Source organism: Deefgea chitinilytica (assembly GCF_016881405.1).
In the GTDB taxonomy this organism is placed as follows: Bacteria; Pseudomonadota; Gammaproteobacteria; order Burkholderiales; family Chitinibacteraceae; genus Deefgea; species Deefgea chitinilytica.
Genome location: NZ_WOFE01000004.1, coordinates 165553 through 183884, shown reverse-complemented (window position 1 = coordinate 183884; position 18332 = coordinate 165553). Strand labels below are relative to the sequence as shown.

The 18332-nt window shown below is 49.8% G+C and carries 17 protein-coding genes; 7 read left to right on the top strand and 10 right to left on the bottom strand.

Annotated features, from left to right (window positions below):
• The first annotated feature begins 231 nt into the window (after positions 1 to 231).
• From grxC to GM173_RS10885, 4 genes are all read left to right on the top strand, one after another.
• Positions 232 to 486 (top strand): glutaredoxin 3, encoded by a 255-nt coding sequence (gene grxC / locus GM173_RS10900; protein WP_203571409.1) that lies wholly within the window; start codon positions 232 to 234, stop codon positions 484 to 486.
• A gap of 98 nt (positions 487 to 584) precedes the next feature.
• Complete coding sequence (gene secB / locus GM173_RS10895) at positions 585 to 1070, top strand: protein-export chaperone SecB (RefSeq protein WP_203571408.1); 486 nt, start codon at positions 585 to 587, stop codon at positions 1068 to 1070.
• A complete protein-coding gene (locus tag GM173_RS10890) occupies positions 1051 to 1527 on the top strand; it encodes an SH3 domain-containing protein (protein ID WP_203571407.1) in 477 nt (158 codons plus the stop codon). Before secB ends, GM173_RS10890 begins: the two co-directional genes overlap by 20 nt.
• A 42-nt stretch (positions 1528 to 1569) precedes the next feature.
• Positions 1570 to 2562 carry an NAD(P)H-dependent glycerol-3-phosphate dehydrogenase gene (locus GM173_RS10885; protein ID WP_203571406.1) on the top strand — a complete coding sequence of 331 codons (993 nt, stop codon included), beginning with the start codon at positions 1570 to 1572 and terminating at the stop codon, positions 2560 to 2562.
• 378 nt (positions 2563 to 2940) lie between these two features.
• Here GM173_RS10885 and GM173_RS10880 read toward each other — a convergent pair whose 3' ends face one another.
• From GM173_RS10880 to argS, 4 genes are all read right to left on the bottom strand, one after another.
• Positions 2941 to 3369: a hypothetical protein gene (locus GM173_RS10880; protein WP_203571405.1), complete on the bottom strand. Its 429-nt coding sequence runs from the start codon at positions 3367 to 3369 to the stop codon at positions 2941 to 2943.
• A 351-nt stretch (positions 3370 to 3720) separates the two neighbouring features.
• Positions 3721 to 4785, bottom strand: coding sequence for a tRNA 2-thiouridine(34) synthase MnmA (gene mnmA / locus GM173_RS10875; RefSeq protein ID WP_203571404.1), 1065 nt, complete (start codon positions 4783 to 4785; stop codon positions 3721 to 3723).
• Positions 4782 to 5264, bottom strand: coding sequence for an NUDIX hydrolase (locus GM173_RS10870; RefSeq protein ID WP_203571403.1), 483 nt, complete (start codon positions 5262 to 5264; stop codon positions 4782 to 4784). Before GM173_RS10870 ends, mnmA begins: the two co-directional genes overlap by 4 nt.
• Positions 5265 to 5512: 248 nt before the next feature.
• The gene (gene argS, locus GM173_RS10865; RefSeq protein ID WP_203571402.1) at positions 5513 to 7228 is read right to left on the bottom strand and encodes an arginine--tRNA ligase; all 1716 of its coding nucleotides are present in this window, start codon (positions 7226 to 7228) and stop codon (positions 5513 to 5515) included.
• Positions 7229 to 7560: 332 nt separating this feature from the next.
• Here argS and GM173_RS10860 point away from each other — a divergent pair, with 332 nt between their 5' ends.
• Positions 7561 to 8706, top strand: coding sequence for an alpha/beta hydrolase family protein (locus GM173_RS10860; protein WP_203571401.1), 1146 nt, complete (start codon positions 7561 to 7563; stop codon positions 8704 to 8706).
• A gap of 213 nt (positions 8707 to 8919) precedes the next feature.
• On the opposite strand, the gene htpX is transcribed toward GM173_RS10860, so the two are convergent.
• A complete protein-coding gene (gene htpX, locus GM173_RS10855) occupies positions 8920 to 9798 on the bottom strand; it encodes a protease HtpX (protein ID WP_203571400.1) in 879 nt (292 codons plus the stop codon).
• Between the two features lie 184 nt (positions 9799 to 9982).
• Positions 9983 to 10369 carry an HPF/RaiA family ribosome-associated protein gene (locus GM173_RS10850; RefSeq protein WP_203571399.1) on the bottom strand — a complete coding sequence of 129 codons (387 nt, stop codon included), beginning with the start codon at positions 10367 to 10369 and terminating at the stop codon, positions 9983 to 9985.
• Positions 10370 to 10933: 564 nt separating this feature from the next.
• Between GM173_RS10850 and GM173_RS10845 the strand changes: the two genes are divergently transcribed.
• On the top strand, positions 10934 to 11824 hold the full coding sequence (locus GM173_RS10845) for a LysR family transcriptional regulator (RefSeq protein WP_203571398.1): 891 nt from the start codon (positions 10934 to 10936) through the stop codon (positions 11822 to 11824).
• A gap of 46 nt (positions 11825 to 11870) precedes the next feature.
• On the opposite strand, the gene GM173_RS10840 is transcribed toward GM173_RS10845, so the two are convergent.
• The gene (locus GM173_RS10840; RefSeq protein ID WP_203571397.1) at positions 11871 to 12287 is read right to left on the bottom strand and encodes a hypothetical protein; all 417 of its coding nucleotides are present in this window, start codon (positions 12285 to 12287) and stop codon (positions 11871 to 11873) included.
• A 325-nt stretch (positions 12288 to 12612) separates the two neighbouring features.
• Here GM173_RS10840 and GM173_RS10835 point away from each other — a divergent pair, with 325 nt between their 5' ends.
• Entirely contained in the window at positions 12613 to 14403 is a 1791-nt protein-coding gene (locus tag GM173_RS10835) for a glycoside hydrolase family 19 protein (protein WP_203571396.1), read from the top strand.
• A 119-nt stretch (positions 14404 to 14522) separates the two neighbouring features.
• On the opposite strand, the gene nagZ is transcribed toward GM173_RS10835, so the two are convergent.
• The 3 genes from nagZ to gltX all read right to left on the bottom strand — a co-directional run bounded on the left by nagZ (position 14523) and on the right by gltX (position 18306).
• Complete coding sequence (gene nagZ, locus GM173_RS10830; protein WP_203571395.1) at positions 14523 to 16079, bottom strand: beta-N-acetylhexosaminidase; 1557 nt, start codon at positions 16077 to 16079, stop codon at positions 14523 to 14525.
• 71 nt (positions 16080 to 16150) lie between these two features.
• Positions 16151 to 16723 carry a GNAT family N-acetyltransferase gene (locus GM173_RS10825; protein ID WP_239078483.1) on the bottom strand — a complete coding sequence of 191 codons (573 nt, stop codon included), beginning with the start codon at positions 16721 to 16723 and terminating at the stop codon, positions 16151 to 16153.
• A gap of 197 nt (positions 16724 to 16920) precedes the next feature.
• Complete coding sequence (gene gltX / locus GM173_RS10820) at positions 16921 to 18306, bottom strand: glutamate--tRNA ligase (RefSeq protein WP_203571394.1); 1386 nt, start codon at positions 18304 to 18306, stop codon at positions 16921 to 16923.
• Positions 18307 to 18332 lie beyond the last annotated feature (26 nt).

Below are 18332 nucleotides of genomic sequence, written 5' to 3'. Positions count from 1 at the left end.
CTACCGAGGCACGTCAACACCTAAAGACAAAGAAAACCCAAGCAAGATGATAAGTTGTTGATTTAAATAGGAAGCAAATCGACGAAAAACTAAAGTAAAACTACAAAAGCAAAAGGGCACTACGGCGCGATAACCTGCGTTTGTGCTTTTACACTCTTGATTCCAACTTTTTCGCCCTTATGTTATTTGGATGAATTAATAAAACGGCCACACGCCGCTGGAGTATTTAATATGGCCAAAGTAGTAATGTATAGCACTGGCTACTGCCCTTATTGCGATCGAGCAGAACGCTTGCTGCAACACAAAGGTGTTAGCGATTTAGAGAAGATCCGGGTCGATCTCGACCCTAGTCAGCGTGAAGTGATGGCATCACGTGGGCAACGTACCGTACCGCAGATTTATATTGATGATTTTCATGTTGGTGGTTTTGATGATTTAGCTGCACTTGATCGTGCAGGTAAACTTGATCCATTACTCAATAAATAATATCGACTCGGTGGCATCAAAGCGGCAAACTATGCGATGATTTCAACCGAACCCAGATAGAGTTCTTTTATATAACAACCGTTTTGAAGGGATGGATCATGAGCGAAGAGACTCAAGCAGTTCAAGAAGAATCACAACAACCAGTTTTTGCCGTACAAAAATTGTATGTCACTGATATCTCTCTTGAGTCACCAAGTGCACCGAACGCATTTATGGAACAAGAGCAGCCAGAATTTAGCATCCAATTCCGCAATCAAGCACGCGGTTTTGATAATGGCTTCTTTGAAGCGAGCCTGACTGTGACGGCAACTGCAACAGCACAAGATCGCACTGTATTCTTGGTTGAAGTAACACAAGCTGGTTTGTTCCAAATCGAAAACGTGCCTGATTCAGAAATGGATCCATTGCTTGGCATCGGTTGCCCAAGCATCTTGTTCCCGTACCTACGCGAAGCCGTTTCTGATTTGACAACGCGCGCAGGCTTCCCTCCGCTACTGTTGCAGCCTATCAATTTTGAAGGCATTTATATGCAACAACGTCAGCAAGCTGCTGAACAAGCTGCGAATGCACAAACAACGCATTAATCGACTCGCGCAATTTGCGCTCAGTCACCGCCTGATCGCCGTGAGCCTACTGGCCGTAATGACCAGTGGCGCTCACGCCGTTGAGTACCGATCCACGGCACGGCACGGCGTTATCTTTTACGATGCGCCCGCCGATACAGCGACGAAGCGCTTTATTCTCAGCGCCAATATCCCACTCGAAGTCATGAATGAACAAGGCGACTGGATTCGCGTTCGTGACCGTGATGGTACGCTAAGCTGGATTAAAAAATCAGATGTCAGCCTGCGCCGCTTTGTGCAAGCCAATCGGCTCAGCGACGTACGCCAAGCAGCCGACACCCATTCCCCTATTTTGTTTAAAGTAGAGCGTAATGTTCTACTCGAACGCCTCGATACCAGCAATACCGGCTGGGTCAAAATCAAACATCGCGATGGTCAAACGGGCTACATCCGTATTGAAGACGTTTGGGGCGCGTAATTGCGCTCGCTTATTCGCAAAAAACCTCACGAGGAACATACATTGAAACTCGCCGTTTTAGGTGCTGGCGCATGGGGAACCGCGCTCGCCATTCGTTTTGCTGATCGCCAACATGTCAGCCTCTGGTCGCGTGAAGCCGAGCAAGTAACTCAAATGCAAGCAGAACGCTGCAATCAACGCTACCTTGCCAATGCGCCCTTCCCTAGCAACCTCTCTGTCACCGCCTCACTCGCAGATGCCGTGGCGGATGCAGGTTTGATTTTGATTGTGACGCCGATGGCGGGCTTACGCAGTACACTGAAAGCCTTGCGCCAACTCGGCAGCACTGCGCCCGTACTGTGGGCGTGTAAAGGCCTTGAAGCGGGCACGATGAAATTGCCGCATCAAGTCGCGCTTGAAGAAATGGATGATGCCATCCCGCGCGGCATGTTGTCGGGCCCAAGTTTTGCGCAAGAAGTCGCCAAAGGACTGCCTGCTGCGGTGACGATTGCCTCGACTGACGCTGCGTTTGCGCAGCACGTGGTGCAAGAATTTAATACTTCAGTACTGCGCCTCTATGCCAGCGACGATTTGATCGGCGTTGAAATTGGCGCGGCAGTGAAAAACGTCATGGCGATTGCCGCAGGCGTGGCCGATGGATTGAATCTTGGCCTCAATGCTCGCGCAGCGCTTTTGACGCGTGGCCTCGCTGAAATGGCGCGTTTCTCGACTGCGCTCGGCGGTAAAGCCGAAACAATGATGGGCTTGGCGGGGATAGGCGATTTGATGCTGACCGCCACCGGCGATTTATCACGCAATCGCCGCGTTGGACTCTTGCTCGCGCAAGGTTTGAACTTGGATGAAGTGTTAAAAAACCTCGGCCACGTCGCCGAAGGTGTACCGACCGCGCGTGAAGTCGTAAGCCAAGCCGCGGCGCTGAATATCGAAATGCCCATCAGCCGCGCCGTTTGCCAAGTGCTATTTGAAAATGTTCCCGTCAGCGAAATCATCACCGACCTAATGGGCCGCAGCCCGAAGATGGAAACGATGCAATAGAGGTATTTAGTTGTAGCCTTTCATAGATAATGGCTAGATCGACATACCCAATAAAATGGACGTGTTCAGATTTGGTATTGATGGCTTTAAGTGCCTACGGCACGGTGTTTTGCAGTCGCAATCCGCGACCGGGACTTACTTTTCTTGCTTCGCCAAGAAAAGTAAGCAAAAGAAGGCGACCCATATATCTGCGCCGACTTCGTCGGCTTGATATGAGGGATGTTAAAACCCCCAGTTCGACGAGCGCGAAACTATATCAACACCAAATCTGAACATTGCCTGAAAAAGCCACTCGATTGAGTGGCTTTTTTGATCTAGGAATAGCGAAACTACAACAGGGTATGAACGATAACTGCTCTGTTGGAAAGTATAATCCCCCTAAACCGACGAACCATCTTCCGCATTGCGAAGAAAAGACTCCGATACATCAACAATGGATAACGCCTCTTTACTCAGTACAGAAACACATTCATTGCGACCAATAATTAAGTACTCTTCGACATCTGGGGCATAGCCTGAAATAAAGTCTGGGCGTGTAAGCTCCAAACTCTTCCAGCCTCCGCTACCGACCTTAAAAATCCACCCATCCGCCAGTGTAACCAACTGCCAAAACGCACAAAGATCTCCTTCATCAAGAACACGAAAACCATATACCTGGTTAAAAATGACCTGAGTAGCCCAAGAGTCTGATGCAACTAAAATGGTAAGTTCATTCAAATGATAATTTACTGAAACGACATCTACGGTTCTATCTGACAAGAACTGAGTCTGTACAACCGATAGTTTGGCTTGTGGGTGGTCATCCATGCTACATAGCCCCTTTAGTATGCTGGTACGTATCGTCAGTTGACGATAAATATTGAAGCAGCAAGTAAGTACGATTAGAGCTGCGTAATCGCACCTACGGCACTCATGGGACACAGCCCGAAAATGGAAACGATACAGCAGGAGTATTGATCAGTAGCCATTTAAACATAATGACTAGAGGGCAATACCTAAAAAAAATCAACTTGATGAGTGTTTTTTTTAAATGCACGCACAAAAACGAGCGAGCGCCCGTTAGAGTGGGGAGACCGGAGCACAGAAACCGGAATGTACTTTTGTACATGAGGATTTCGCGCACCGCCCGACCCGCTATCACGGGATGCCCAGCCGTTTTTACTGAATAATCCCGCCACCCAAACAAACCTCATCGCTATACAACACCATCGACTGCCCCGGTGTCATCGCCCATTGTGGTTCGTCGAAGACCAGCTTCACGCCGCCGTCAACGTAGCTCAAAGTACAGGCTGCATCTTGCTGGCGGTAGCGGGTTTTAGCGGTGTAACGGCCTTCTGCTGGGGTTTCGCCTAGAATCCATGAGCAATCTTTGGCGATCATCGTGTTACTCAGCAGCAAAGGATGATCGTGGCCTTGCACAACCAGCAGCTCATTGGTTGCCAGATTTTTGCCCGCGACAAACCACGGCTCGGTATTGCCTTTGGTGCCGCCAATGCCAAGGCCGCCGCGCTGGCCTAGCGTGTGGTACATCAGGCCTTGATGCTCGCCCATCACTTTGCCTTCAGGCGTCACCATTTTGCCCGGCGTTTTTGGCAAATAGCGATTTAAAAACTCGCGGAACGGCCGCTCGCCGATAAAGCAAATCCCAGTGGAGTCTTTTTTCTTGGCGTTCGGCAAATTAATTTGCTCGGCAATGACGCGAACTTCGGTTTTTTGTAAATCGCCGAGCGGGAAAACGGCGTGTGAAATCTGCTCTTGGCTCAGGCGATACAAAAAATACGTTTGATCTTTGCTTTGATCGGCTGCGCGCAGCATTTCGGTACGGCCGTCGGCTCTTAGTCGAGTCTTTGCGTAATGCCCCGTTGCCAATTTTGCACCGCCGAGCTTAATCGCAAACTCCAGAAATGATTTAAATTTGATTTCGCTATTGCACAAAATATCGGGATTGGGCGTGCGGCCTGCTGAATATTCGGCAAGGAAATGCGCGAATACGCGGTCTTTGTATTCCGCGGCAAAATTGACCAGCTCGATGTCGATGCCGAGCAAATCGGCCACCGCAATCGCATCCATGCTGTCTTCTTTGATCGAGCAATATTCGTCATTATTGTCGTCTTCCCAGTTTTGCATAAACACGCCGTGCACTTCATGCCCCGCCGCTTTGAGTAAATGCGCGGCGACTGAGGAATCTACGCCACCCGACAAGCCAATTACAATTTTGCTCATTTCACTAATCCATCGAACTGTTGAACGGCATCAATCGTCTGTAACACCGCCAGCGGGAAAGATTGCCCCGCCAAATAATCGTCCACGCACGCCATAATCAAAGGGCTGCGATGCTGCTCGCGCCGCGCCAGCAGCTCGTCGCGCGTTAACCACACCGCCGCTTCGATACCTTCATCCGCCAAGCCCAGCACCAGCGATGCATCGTGCACGCCCAATTCACCGGTAAACGCAAAACGCAAATAGGTTAAATCGGTACCCGGCACTGTCCACTGATAAAGGCCTTGAAACGCCGTTGGCGTAAAGTGATACGCGGTTTCCTCCAAGGTTTCGCGCGCGCAGGCGGCGACAATCGACTCGCCAAATTCAATATGACCAGCCGGTTGATTGAGTTTCAGCTCGCCGTTGATGCGCTCTGCAACCATTAAAAAACGGCCATCGCGCTCAATCACCGCCGCGACGGTGGCATTGGGTTTCCACATGGGTTTATCTATTTTGAATGTACTGGATGGCGGTTATTTTACCTGAACAGCGCTTGTGGCGGGCGCAAGAGCGCTAAGCGCGCAGCCATTCCCAGCGACCAAGGGCGAGCTCAGTGACTCTTCGCCAAAAAAGAAAACGGGGTATTTAACTGTAAGCAATGCTTAACATTAGCTACAGTTAAATACCCCAATACTGCAAACAATTAAGCAGCGAAATCAGTAGTCCATCTCGCTTCAGTTGTAAATGATTACATTGCTTCCAACACTTTAATGCCGAGCAGATTCAAGCCTGCGGCCAGTACTTTGGCGGTAAGGTCGCAGACTTTCAAGCGCGATGCGTTGGTTACGCCGTCTTGGTTAACTGGGCAGTTTTCATAAAAGCGCGAAAACATCGTCGCTACGCTGTACAAATACGCGCACAGTAGATGCGGCTGGCTGTCTTTGGCAACGGCATGCACGACATCGCTAAAGCGCGCCAATTCCAGCGCCAGTGCGTGCTCAGCAGGCTCGGTCAGCACAATCGCGGCGTTTTGATCGTAGTCGCTCACTTTGCGGAAAATACTCTTCACGCGGGTGTAGGCATATTGCAGATACGGCGCGGTATTGCCCTCAAAACTGAGCATTGCATTCCAATTAAAGATGTAATCGGTGGTGCGGCTTTTCGACAAATCGGCGTACTTCAGCGCACCGATACCGACTGCATTGGCGATTTCGCGGCGGGTGGCTTCATCCAAGCCTGGGTTTTTCTCGGAAACCAGCGCAAACGCGCGTTCTTGCGCTTCGTCGAGCAAGTCGACTAATTTCACGACGTCGCCCGAGCGAGTTTTAAACGGTTTGCCGTCTTCGCCCATCATCGTGCCAAACGCAATGTGTTCGAGCGATACATTTTCTGGCGCGAATTTCGCTTTTTTGGCAATCGTAAACAATTGCTGGAAATGCAGCGCTTGGCGCGCATCAACCACATACAAGCAGCGATCGATTTTCAGCTCACGCACGCGGAAACGGATCGCGCCCAGATCGGTCGTCGCGTACAAATAACCGCCGTCTTTCTTTTGAATAATCGACGCTTGCGGCTCGCCGTCTTTGTTTTTGAATTCATCCAAAAACACCACTTGCGCGCCTTCGCTTTCAACGAGCAAACCTTGCTCGCGCAACTCATCGACAATGATAGGAAGATCATTGTTATAAAAACTCTCGCCGCGCACATCGCCATCATCAAGCAAGACGTTGAGTTTTTGGTAAACCGCATTGCAATGCGACAAGGACACTTCAACAAAACGCTGCCACAGTGCGTTCACTTCGGCGTCGCCGCCTTGTAGTTTGACGACGTAATCACGCGCGGTATTGGCAAAGTTTTCGTCTTCGTCAAAACGCGCTTTGGCGCGACGATAAAAACCTTCCAAATCTTTCAGCGCTAATTCGGCGTTGCCCGACTGTTGTTCTTCGATCAAAAACGCCACCAGCATACCGAACTGGGTACCCCAGTCGCCGACGTGATTTTGGCGTGTCACGCTCATACCGACAAAACTTTGCACGCGCGCCAAGGCGTCGCCAATAATCGTTGAGCGCAAATGGCCGACGTGCATTTCTTTGGCCAAATTCACCGATGAATATTCGACCATCACATGCTGCGCGGGGCTTTGCTCAACGCCAAGATGTTCGTCTTTCAACGCAGTCTCAACGTAAGCGGCCAAATAAGCGTTATCGAGTTTGATATTAATAAAGCCAGGGCCGGCGATCTCGAGTGTGCTGGCGATACCTGCCAAATCCACCGCATCAATAATTTTTTGCGCCAATTCACGTGGATTGAGCTTAAGCGCTTTGGCTGCACCCATCACGCCGTTCATTTGATAGTCGCCAAACTCAGGGCGGCTGGCCGCCTGCACCAAAGGCTGCGCATCAGGCGCACCGACTGCACTCAGCGCGGCAGCAAAACGAGAATTGAGTAAAGGTAATAAAGACACAGGCAGCTCCGAGCAAACGCCACGACTTGGCAGAAATCTGCAAATCATCGCGTTATATAATAAATTACCCGCAATTCTACGGGTGGGGGGCGAGTCGGGCAAACCTTAAACCGGATTTCGCGGCCCCCATCAAGCATTCTTGCAAAAAAAATCGATGTATAAAGCTATGAGCAAATAGAATCAATGCCTTGGTATAGATACATCTTCGCCCTATTTTCATTCACTGACGTAGAGACTAAAGCTTCAGTGCGATGCGACTCGGTAGCTTTGCTTTCAAAATTATTAAGGTGGTAAACTGGGTGTCCGCAATATAAATTTACAAAGACCTTCATATGAACCTGCTCAAACTCTTTTTCAGTACTGCAGTACTCTCTCTGAGCGCATTTGCTGCTGATGACTTACCGCTACGCACTGATTTAAATGAACAAGTTTTAATGATTCCGGTGGGCAAAACGTTCTATGGTGGCACGATTAGCCTAGAAACGACGTTCTTTAAACCCGATGGCGACGGCCCTTTTCCGCTCATCGTGATCAACGAAGGCAAAACACTGGGCAATCCCTCATTTCAACCACGGGCTCGCTATCCGCTCATTGCCAGTGAGTTTTTAAAACGTGGCTATGCCGTAGCACTGCCAATGCAACGCGGATTTAGTAAGTCTGGCGGCTCTAGCATGTATTTGGAAGAAGGCTGCCGACGCGTTTTTGAGTCGACAATGAAACAAACTGAGGACATCAAAGCCTTGATTCAGGCGCTTGGCCAACGCCCAGATATCAATGCCAATCAGGTGATTGTGGCGGGCCAATCTTTTGGTGGCTTAAGTACCTTGGGTCTGGCGACTGAGCCACCACAGGGTGTGAAATTACTGATTAATTTCGCAGGTGGTCTTAAAAACGACAGTTGTAAATGGGAGGAAGCACTACAAACTACGGCAGAAAAACTGGGTGAGAATGCCAAACTGACTTCAATCTGGTTCTATGGTGAAAACGATAGCTTATTCCCACTCGATGTCTCTCAAAAAATGCTGGCCAACTTTAATAAAAGCAGTAAAACAGCAGAGTTCATTAACTTTGGGAAATACCGCGACAACGCCCATTTTATGTTTGGTAGTAAAGAGGGATTCGACACAATTTGGTGGCCTGTTGTCGAAAAGAAACTGACAGAGCTTAAAATGCCAACCGCCGTGGTCAGTGCAAAATATGAAGCCAAAACCGTTGTTGCATCTGGTTATGCCGAGATGACTGAGTTGGATAAAGTTCCCGTAAGCGCGAAGTGCAAAGAAATGTATGCTGACATCATCTCAAACAAACCCTACTCAAGAGCTGTAGCAGTCGCTGGTAATGGCGCTTGTGGCTTTGCATGGAATGCAGATACGACCGATGCACAATTTATTGCATTACATTATTGCAAAAAGAACGCAAAAGATAGCGAATGTAAAATCTATTTAATTGACGATAAAGTCGTTTGGCCGAAAAGCTAAGCAGCGAAATTTGTGACTTGATTGAACAATAAAAGTGCCACAAGGAGTGTCCGCTCAGTATCTCGACATACAGAAAAGGACACTCTAGAGTCATAAAGGTGTTCGTCAGTAAAAGTACGAAAAAAAACCGCTACACTAGCTGTGAGCGGTTTTTTTGCGCCAAAACGATTAATTCACCTCGATTAATATTCGACTAACACTAGCAAACCCCAATTAACGCATGGCTTGCAATGCCGCAATCCGCTCTTCCATCGCAGGATGTGAGCTAAATAGCGATAGCCAGCCCGACTTGGCCGAAATACCCGCCGCGGCCATATTGCTTGGTAGTGAGTTCGGCTCCATGCCCCCCAAACGGCGTAGCGCATCGATCATCGGTGCCGTTTCCCCCATCAATTGCGCAGCACCGGCATCAGCGCGGAACTCACGTTGACGCGAGAAGTACATCACGATCACGCTAGCCAAGATACCAAATACGATGTCACAGACAATCACGGTAATCGTATAGCCAATGCCCGGGCCTGATGATTCTTGTTCGTCGCGGCGTAAAAATGAATCGACCAAATAACCAACGACGCGAGCGATAAAGAATACAAACGTATTCACCACGCCCTGAATCAGCGTCATCGTGACCATATCGCCATTTTTAATGTGCGCGACTTCGTGTGCGAGCACGGCTTCGATTTCACGGTGCGTCATGCTGTAGAGCAAACCCGTTGATACCGCCACCAGTGAGTTATTTTTACTTGGCCCCGTAGCAAATGCGTTGGGTTCACCTTCGTAAATCGCGACCTCGGGCATTGCGATTTGTGCGCGCTGCGCGAGTTTGGCAACGGTGTCAAACAACCAGCGTTCGTCTTCATTGCGCGGCTGCGCAATCACTTGCGCGCCTGTGCTCATCTTCGCCATCCATTTTGAAATCGCGAGAGAGATAAACGCACCACCAAAACCCAATACCGCGGCAAACATCAGCAGCATCGGTAAATTCAAGCCATTCGCGGTAATAAATCGATTCAGACCAAATACGCTGACAAAAATACCGAGCACCACCATGATAGCGATATTGGTCGCAATCAATAAAATTGTTCTTTTCACAATTACCTCCTAGTAAAGTCTTTCCTTGGACTCACCCGTATTGGAATGAGTTCCTTGCGGACTGCATTTCGCTTGAGCATTTGATTGAATCCATACAGCGCCAGCATTGTGGCAAGCAATAAAATAAGCATACTCATCCTTGTTTAATTTTCTGTTTCAATCGAGTCAGTATCGTAATAGCCACCTAAATGAGCTTAAACGTATTCGCTTCTGCGGCATTGACCATTTCAGTGGCAATCACTTTTCGACTGGCAATTTTGCGTGCCGCTTTGTGCCGTTTTGCGCTGACTCGCTGCACCGTTTGGGCGGCGCGGTGAATTGCGCGATCCACCACTGAGCGTAAATCGCTACCCCGCTCATGAATAATGACCGAGTCGTGTCCTGGCACAACCAGTTTAACTTGAACCGTTTTATCAGCGCCGCCTTTAGGGCCATTGTCATCGCTCAAGCGCACGGTAATCGCGCCAATTTTACTGAGCGTGCGATCCAGCGCTAGACGCAAGCGATGCAGAATATAGCTATGCATAGATGAATCGATGGCAAGTTTATGAGTCAAAATCAGTGGTCGCATTCTCAATCTCCAGCAAAGGAAAAATAAACCCAAACTCACTTAGCTGATTGCTTAATCACGCTCAGTGAGTTTTCAAATTAACGCAATTCAATCTGGAATGAAATCAGAGGATAATTGAAAGACCTTCAGTTTTTTTCGATAGATTTTGACGCTAGTTTCAGTATTTCTCGGGAACTAAGTCACTTCATACCACAAGGCAGTTTTGCAACGAGCGCAAGCGATTTGTCGTCGGCCTACCAGTTGGCGTGCCAATCTCAAGTCGCAATGCTCAGTCGAGCCACATTGAAAACAAGCAATTTTTTCACCGCTGACACACTCGGGATACCACTGCATATATTCAATCTGGGTCATTGCGCGGTGCCAAAAATTTTGCCAGCGCGGAAAATGAGCGGTGCAATAAAAAACCAAACTCAGCAGCCCAAAGCCCGCCAAAGCCACTATGTCAGAGATGTGTTCCATCATGCGTACCCAACGCGTCATAACGACGCAGCAGTATAAACCGGCTTTACAGAATCAAACATCAGGCTTACATTGATGCTTCATCAGCTTTTTTCGACAGCCAATATGAACGATTCAACCCTGAATTACCGACACTTATATTACTTTTGGATTGTCACTCGAGAAGGCAGTATCAGCGCAGCGGCACGCAAATTGGAAATGACGCCGCAAACCATCAGCAGCCAATTGGCAAAACTTGAAGAACAAGCTGGCAAATCCTTGTTTAAGCAAGTCGGTCGTCAACTCGAGCTCACCGATGCGGGGCGCGCCATTTTGCCATTTGCCGATCAGATTTTTATGCTAGGCGAGCAGATGCAGCAATTGCTCGCCAGCGACGCCACGCCAAGACAACGTTTTAATGTTGGCGTCGCAGATGCACTGCCCAAAACGGTTGCGCAGCAACTATTAGCCAGCACCCATAGCGCACAAAGTCGATTAATGTGTATTGAAGGCTCGCCCGATGAATTGATGGCGAAATTGGCCTTGCATCAACTCGATTTGGTACTGGCTGACCGCCCTGCCGCGCACGGTAGCCATTTACGGCTGGAGAGCCACGCTTTGGCACAATGTCCAGTGATGATTTTGGGGCATGCCACGCTAACTGCTCAGTATTTAGCGGATTTTCCGGCTAGCCTACACGGCGCACCGATGCTATTACCCACTCGCAATACCGCATTACGCATTCAACTGGATTTATGGTTTGCTGAGCGAAATATTGCGCCGGATGTTGTCGGTGAGTTTGCCGATAGCGCCTTGATGAAAGCCTTTGCAATCTCAGGTATTGGCCTCTACCCATCACCAATGATGGCTAACAGGCAGATACTGCCAAGTGAATTGCAGTCACTAGGGCATTTAGCTGGCTTGTATGCTGATTACTATGCCATCTATGCACCGAAAAAAATCAACCACCCGATGCTGGATTTGCTGCTCGGCTCGGTCGCAGATCAGAGCGCATAAAAAAGCCACCCGATAGCAGGGTGGCTAAGCTAACGATGCTATTGCGTTAACGCGAACGTTTTTTACTCGGCGCGCTGGTTTTCGCTGGTTTGGATTTTTTACTCACAGAGCTGGTCTTTACCGTTTTTGTTGTCGATTTTTTAGTGCCTATGCTTGATTTAGATTTGGTGGTAGGCGCTCTTGTCTTACTCACTTTACGCACGGCTGAGTTATTTTTCGCTTGCACAGTTTTTTTGGTCGGCGTATTCACTTTCGAGCTAGCAGCCACCGGAACAACGACCGCCTTAGATGGCGCAGCCTTACGCACAATCGGTGGCGCTGCTGCGGGGTCATCAAATGGTAACGGCGCATCCTCAGCCAATGCCATTGCAGCAACCAACATAGAACCAATTAGGACAACGATTTTTCGCAGCACAACTTTTCCTTGTTCCAAACTCTGCGCCACACCGACTAGAAAGCGCATTTAAAGTGCGCATTATAAACGAGTCACTCGAAAATAACTCAGTACTTTCCTGTAGAAAAGCCGCAACCAAGTAGCTCACAAAAAGCATGCCGTCAGCATTTTTATTTAATTAATTACAAGCAAAATAAGACAGACGAACGGTAGCTTAAAATCAATCCGTAGTGATTGACTCAACGACTACAACAGGTAACATCTGTAAGCTAAGTTAAATACCATTCGGATTCGGCAACATAATCCAGTGTGTAAGACGACTTAAATTTCCTAACGAATAAGGCCTGACCCATGCCCAAACGGCAAGCGTACAGACCAGCGAGGAGTGAGACAGATGAATAAAACCGTAAAAATTTCCGCCCTGATTACCAGCCTATTTTTCAGTGCCAGTGTATGGGCTGCAGATTGGAATGCCGCCACGGTCTATAAAGGTGGCGAAACTGTCACCTATCAAGGCAATACCTATACTGCTAAATGGTGGACTACGGGCGAAGCCCCCGGCGCAAGCCAATGGGGTCCATGGCAATTAGTCACAGCAGGTGGCGGCGCAACACCTGTTCCGACCGTCAAACCAACGGTTGCACCAACAGTAGCACCAACAGTAGCACCGACCATTGCTACAACAGTGGCGCCTACGGTTGCCCCTACAGCGACACCAACTTTAAAACCGACAGTTGCGCCAACGATCGCTCCAACGGCAACGCCAACAGCCGCTCCAACGCTGGCTCCGACGCCGACACCTACCGTCAAACCAACAGTAGCGCCAACGGCCATCCCAACCAGCGCCCCAACACCAACAGCAACTCCGGGTTCAGGCTCTGGCTTGCCTAAATGTGCTGCAGCTTGGAATGCGGCATCGTCGTACGCTGGTGGTTCAGTAGTAAGCTACAACAATACCAGTTACACCGCTAAATGGTGGGTTAATCCAGGTGTAACGCCTGGCACTGCGGCGGACTGGAATGCCGGCGGCGCTTGTGATGCGTCCGCATTACCAACTCCGATACCAGGCGGTGGCGGCTCAACCGGCGGCGTGCCAACTAAAGCTGAAGCCGAAGCTTATGCCGCTACGCTGACCAATAGCGATATTTTCAATAAAGTGAAAGCATCGGTTCGCACCTTGCCAAACTCAGTGGTGGAAGCGGTTGCGCCAGGCTTGATGAGCAACCCAAGCAATGTGAAACGCGTGGAAGCGATCTTGCCGAAAGCGAAGTGGGATTACTACTTCTCGAAAGCGCATCCTAGCTACACTTACACTCGCTTCTTGCAAGCTGCGGCGAAATTCCCAGCGTTCTGCGGTGACTACACTGATGGCCGCAACGCTGATGAAATTTGCCGCCGTTCGCTGGCTGCCTCATTCGCTCACTTTGCCCAAGAAACTGGTGGTCACAGCGTAACGCAATACGGCAATCCAGAATGGTTGCAAGCTTTGGTGCACGTGCGTGAAATGGGTTGCACTGAAGACGGCACTGGTTGTGGTTACAACACCGAATGTACCGATCCAGTATTTAACAAAGTTTGGACTTGCGGCACCGATGCGAAAGGCGGCTTCAAGAAATACTACGGTCGTGGCGCGAAACAGCTGTCTTACAACTACAACTACGGTCCATTCAGCCAAGCCATGTTTGATGGCGACCAATCGGTATTGTTGAAAGATCCGGATCGTGTGGCTGAAAGCTGGTTGAACTTGGCTTCTGCTGTGTTCTTCTTCGTTTACCCACAACCACCAAAACCATCGATGTTGCATGTGATTGACGGTACTTGGGTGCCAAACGACTTTGATAAATCGCGTCAATTGGGTAACGACTTCCCAACGACAATTCAAATTATCAATGCCGAATGCCAAGACTCACCAACCAAAGCTGCGGCGCAAAATCGTTTGAACTACTACACCGAGTTTGCGAAAGATTTGGGCTGGGATATCAACAAAGAATCGATGAAATGCGCTGGCATGGGTCGCTTCGATGGTGCATCTTCAGCTGCATTCAACATCTACTGGGAAAAAGACTGGAAAGTCGGCGGCGATAATAAGTGCCAATTAGTTAGCTATCAAACGCCATACAATGCATTGATCGATGGTCAATACAGCAAATGCGTAGAAGCTAACTGGGGTATTACGCTAAAGTAATTAGTAAATAATGACTTTAGAGCAATACTGCCATAGCATACAAAAACGGGAGCCTCGGCTCCCGTTTTTTATTACTGTGCTTTTAACGCTCAATTCAATTCCGCCCCTCAACAGCAACTTCAGTGCGATGCTGGCACTAGCAATCGTTGCGCCACCGCCACTAAGGCCGCTGGTCGATTACTACATGCAGCTAAACGCCCTTTGGCATCCGGCAACAAAGTCAAATCATAGGGTAATCGCCCCGCTACCAACCACAATTGTTCTGCTGGCAATCTGGCCAATAAATCTTGCTGCGCGGCTGATAAGCACGCGTTATACGTTTGCACAATCAACTGCGAGTAAGACGCCGCGGCTTGTACTAAGGCAGCAATTTCGGCCTCAGTCGGCGATGGAGACACAATCAATTCGTTCACTTGAGCGCCAGCCGCCACTAATAAAGGTAGCAAAGTGCCACGCGCAGCAGTGCTTTTACCCAGTGCAACCTCATCAATTTCCGTGCGCGTTTGCACTTCGACCGTGATCAGTAAAGTCGGCAAACTTAAATCCACGGTTTGAAATGGCTCACTGACTTGCACCGCATTGGCTTGCACTCGTGCAGCCAATGCCAACGCATCTGGCGTTTGCAATTGCAGCGGGTCAAACGGTGCCGCCCAATCCCCCCTTGCAACCGCTTCTTTTAAGCGCGCAATACGCGCCAACGATTGCTCAAGCCGCGCGACAGACAGCTCGCCACTGGCCAATTGCGCCTGCAAAGCCAGCACGGTATCGCGCTGCCGCTCATAGGTATGCGATACCAGAACGATATCTGCCCCCGCAGCAAACGATTGCAACGCGCCAGCCACCGTACCAACGCCAGCGGCAATCGCAGCCATTTCCAAGCAATCGGTGAACACCACGCCCTCAAAACCCAATTCATCGCGTAACAAGCCCGTCAATACCGCCTGTGACAAGGTCGCCGGCGTGTTTGGGTCGGGCTCATACGCCGGAAACACCACATGCGCGGTCATAATCGCATCGACGCCTGCCGCAATCGCCGCTTTAAACGGAGCGAGTTCAACCGCATGCAGCCGCTCTGCCGCATGGGCGACCACAGGCAAGCCATAATGCGAATCCATCGCCGTATCGCCATGACCGGGAAAATGCTTGGCAGTTGCCCCAACGCCGGCCGCCTGAATCCCACGAATCGCGGCCAAACCATAATTCGTCACAATCGTGGCATCCTCGCCAAAAGCACGGATGCCAATCACCGGATTGTTTGGGTTATTGTTGATATCAAGGCTAGGGGCGAAATTCATATTAATCCCCAGCTGCCGCAACTCTGCCGCGCCAATCCGATGCAACGCTTCGCACTCCACGACCGTACCGCCCTTGGCGTAGGCCATCGCCGACGGCAGCGGCGTGACGCCCGCTTCAATCCGCATCACCATGCCACCTTCTTGGTCAATCGCGATCAGCAAGGGAATATCAGACACCTCGGCATTAATCGCTTGTAATCGTCGGCACAAGGCAGCCACTTGTGCCGGAGACTCAATATTGCGGCGAAACAAAATCACACCACCGATACGCTGCTCGCGAATAAGGCTTTCAATTTGCGCATTCGGTACAAAGCCATCAAAACCAACCATGACCAATTGGCCAAGCTGCTGCTGTAAAGATTCAGAAAAACTCGAGTTCATTGCGTTGCTTATCCTTGAAACAGGGTCGTGATCGATGTGGCTAGCCCACCGCCAGCCTTAATTTACCAGACTTAAGACGTGGTGCGGCTTTCCAGAGCCGCCCAGCGAGCTTGAGTGAGCCGAAACAGGCAATGTTCACGCAATATGTGACCAACAGGCATTTTCGGATGCTCGAAATTGTCAGACGGCAGCATCGCCAAGCGACGCATTACCGCTTGCGAGGGTTGATTATGAATACTGGTAAACGACACGATCTCGGCCAAGTTAAGCTGCGTAAAGCCGCAGCGCAATGCGCCTTGCGCCGCTTCAGTGGCATAGCCTTTACCCCAAAATTCACGCGCTAAACGCCAAGCAATTTCAGTACACGGTGAAAATGGTAATTCAGGCGAAGGAATATTCAAACCGACAAATCCAATAAATCGCTGTGAGGCTTGCTCTTCAATCGCCCAAAATCCCCAGCCCTGCTCCGCAATAAGGCCACGCATCCGTGCGGCGGCTGCATCACTTTCGGCACGACTTAAACAATTTGGAAAATACTGCATCACCTGTGGATCGGCATTCAGTTGGGCAAAGGGCAGTAAGTCCTCATCACGCCACTGACGGGCGATGAGTAGGGCGGTTTTAAATTCAATCATGGCGGACATATAAAATCCTCATTCAAATGCAAGAAGGCCAAGTTTTGCTTGGCCTTCTATATCACGACGTGATTCACCTTATGCCGCAAAAGAAACGAGCGAGAAGCCTGTAGGCAAGGCAGAAAATGGCGAAAAACCGGAGTTTACGAATAGTAAATGAGGATTTTGAGCTATTTTTTAACGCAGCGTACGGGCTTCGCAGCCGTTTATCGCAAACGGCGCAATACTTCTTCCCGACCAATCAGCGCCAACACCGCATCCACTGATGGTGTATTGGTAATGCCGCAGACTTTGGCACGAATCGGCATGCCGACTTGCGGCATTTTCACGCCTTGCTGTTTAACGAAATCTTTAATCAACGCGCCCAAACTCGCGGCATCCCAAGACTCCAGCGCAGCAGCAGCTTCAGCAAACAACTTCAGACGTTCTTCGTCTTCCGGTTGTAAATGTTTATCGGCGATTTCTTGGCTTGGCGTTAAGGCTTGATAGAAGTATTCAGCTTGATCGGCCATTTCGACTAAGGTTTGGCAACGATCTTTGAGCAAGACACACACATCAGCCAGCGCAGGGCCACCTTCAGTTTTAACGCCCTTGTCGGCTAAGAAGCCTGCTACGCGTTCAGCGAGGCGCGCAGGATCAGCGGCCTTGATGTATTGCGCATTGGTCCACAATAATTTATCGCGATCCATGCGGCTTGGGCTGCCGCTGACGTCTTTCAGATCAAACCATTCAACAAATTGCTCGAGCGAGAAAATTTCATCGTCGCCGTGCCCCCAGCCCAAACGCGCAAGGTAATTGAGTAGTGCTTCGGGTAGGAAACCTTGTTTGTCGTAATCCACCACCGACACAGCATCGCGGCGTTTGGAGAGTTTGACGCCCTGATCGTTGTTAATCATTGGCAGATGTGCGAACACCGGCACTGGCACACCCATTGCTTCATAAATCACGATCTGACGTGGCGTGTTGTTCACATGGTCATCACCGCGAATCACATGGCTGATACGCATGTCGGCATCGTCCACCACAACGCAGAAGTTGTATGTTGGCGTGCCATCGGGGCGAGCAATAATCAAATCGTCCAGCTCGGCATGGCCGATTTCGATGCGGCCTTTGACTTGGTCTTCCCATACCACCGAGCCACCGATTGGCGTTTTGAAACGCACCACAGGTTTGATATCGCTCGGAATCGCTGGCAAGGTTTTGCCAGTTTCTGGACGCCACGTGCGATCGTAACGCGGTTTTTCACCACGCGCTTCAGCGGCCGCGCGCTGAGCTTCAAGTTCTTCTTTGCTGCAATAACAGTAATAAGCATGGCCACTGGCCAACAATTGGCCAATCACTTCTTTGTAACGTTCCATGCGCTGCATTTGATAGAACGGGCCTTCGTCATAACCCATATTCACCCAGTGCATGCCATCCAAAATGGCCGCCACCGATTCCGGTGTCGAGCGCTCTAGATCGGTGTCTTCAATCCGCAAAATGAATTGACCACCGTGCTTCTTGGCATAAGCCCAAGAAAACAGCGCAGTGCGAACACCGCCAATATGCAATAAACCAGTCGGGGAAGGGGCAAAACGGGTGCGTACGGTCATAGCGACAAATCCGGCGAATAGCAAAA